The following is a 1,478-nucleotide window of genomic DNA, read 5'->3' as shown; positions in this document are numbered from 1 at the left end:
CATCGCTTTGCTGTTTTGATGGTCTGCCGAGCTTGGGGCCGCTGAGTCGAATCCTAAGCTCCTTGCAATAGTTCAAGTTGTCTCGATTGCGGTAGATTTTGTCGGCCAGAATGACGGCAGGGTAATGCCCAAATCGCTGCTTGTATGTTTCCACCGATGCTTGCAGCGTTGTTGCCTCGTTGAAGCTGTCCCATTGCGCCGTTTCGATCCAGGCATAACCGTCCACCAGACTGGCAGCGATTTTGGCGCCGAACTCTACGTTCGCCCCAGCTTTGCCTCGAACCATCGGACGTACATGCGGCTGTTCGATACTCACGATGCGGTCGGAGATGACATGCGTCTTCTTCTCCATCATTTGGCGTTGTTGGCGGTAAAGCTCCGAGATGATCAGCAACTGGCGATAGTGTCTTTTGCTCAGCTCCGTGAAAGGCGTATGCGTCACAAGTGCTTCAATGATCCGCAGATCCCGTCCCACGTAGCCAAGTTGCTTTTTGATCGCTTTACGGATCACCTTGCCCGATGCCTTGCGTTGTTTGGATATGCCCAGGTACGATTTTCTGGCTTTCTCACGGTACGTGCGCGGCTTCTCCATCGCTCCGATATGGGGACGGTGCAGCACGTCAATGATGTCTTCGAGGATTTCACGGGCATGATTCAAAAGCCCCAAGTCCGTCGGATACTTGATGTCCGCAGGCGCACATGTCGCATCCAGCATGAGGGTGCCCCTGTTCGTGACATTCGCTGTCGGCGCAGCTGTGGATGGCAGGACGTGTGGCTTTCTCGCCATGTTACGGGTTTTCTTCGTCACATCGGGGGCGGGGGCCTCCTCAGGTATTGAGAACGCTTCCCCGACCTCCATGGTAATCTGCGAGCCGCCCGCATCGTTATCGTCATCATCGCGATCTCGCTTGGACGATTTCTGTTTCATCGCTACCTCTCGCTCGGCTTGCAGCGCGGCTTGGGCAATCCAATCGTTGACTTCAGCCAAGATTTCCAAGCCGAGCCGTTCCCGAAAATGCGTTAACAGAGAGTGATGAAACGGCTCTTCGTCTACATACTCGGTGTAGCCCAAGAAGAATTGCAAATATGGATTCTCTTGGATTTGCAGGGTCGTCTCGCGGTCACTTAAACCAAGACGCTCCTTGATGATGAGCGAGCCGAGAGCGATGCGTGCCGAGTAAGCCTTTTGGCCGATAGCTGGTGACTGGAACGATCTCACATATTTCTCTTCTACTATGCCCCAAGGGATGAGTGCTGCAAGCTGCACCCACCGATTAGCAGGATTTAATCTTCCGCCAAAGGGTAAATAGAAATTTTCTAACAGATCCGCCATATCTCGATTCAGCACGAACACTTTAGCTCACTCCATCTGCAAGGTTTTTTACCGTTTTTCCGTGTTTTCCTTGCAGATAAATTCGACAAAAGTGCCTTAAAACCCTTGCAGAACAGGGAATTTTTGATTATTCAGCAAGCCCTAA

General features: G+C 52.0%; 1 protein-coding gene. It reads right to left on the bottom strand.

What is annotated here, in order from left to right; translation table 11 throughout:
- Positions 1-1,354: IS5 family transposase (locus tag JMF85_RS27765; RefSeq protein WP_201319393.1), on the bottom strand; the 1,354-nt coding region annotated here is incomplete at its 3' end.
- Positions 1,355-1,478 lie beyond the last annotated feature (124 nt).

Origin of the sequence: Paenibacillus sp. EPM92 (assembly GCF_016586185.1) — a bacterium.
In the GTDB taxonomy this organism is placed as follows: Bacteria; Bacillota; Bacilli; order Paenibacillales; family NBRC-103111; genus Paenibacillus_G; species Paenibacillus_G validus.
Note: the sequence above shows the minus strand (reverse complement) of the source record. Positions and strands in the feature narration are given on the sequence as shown.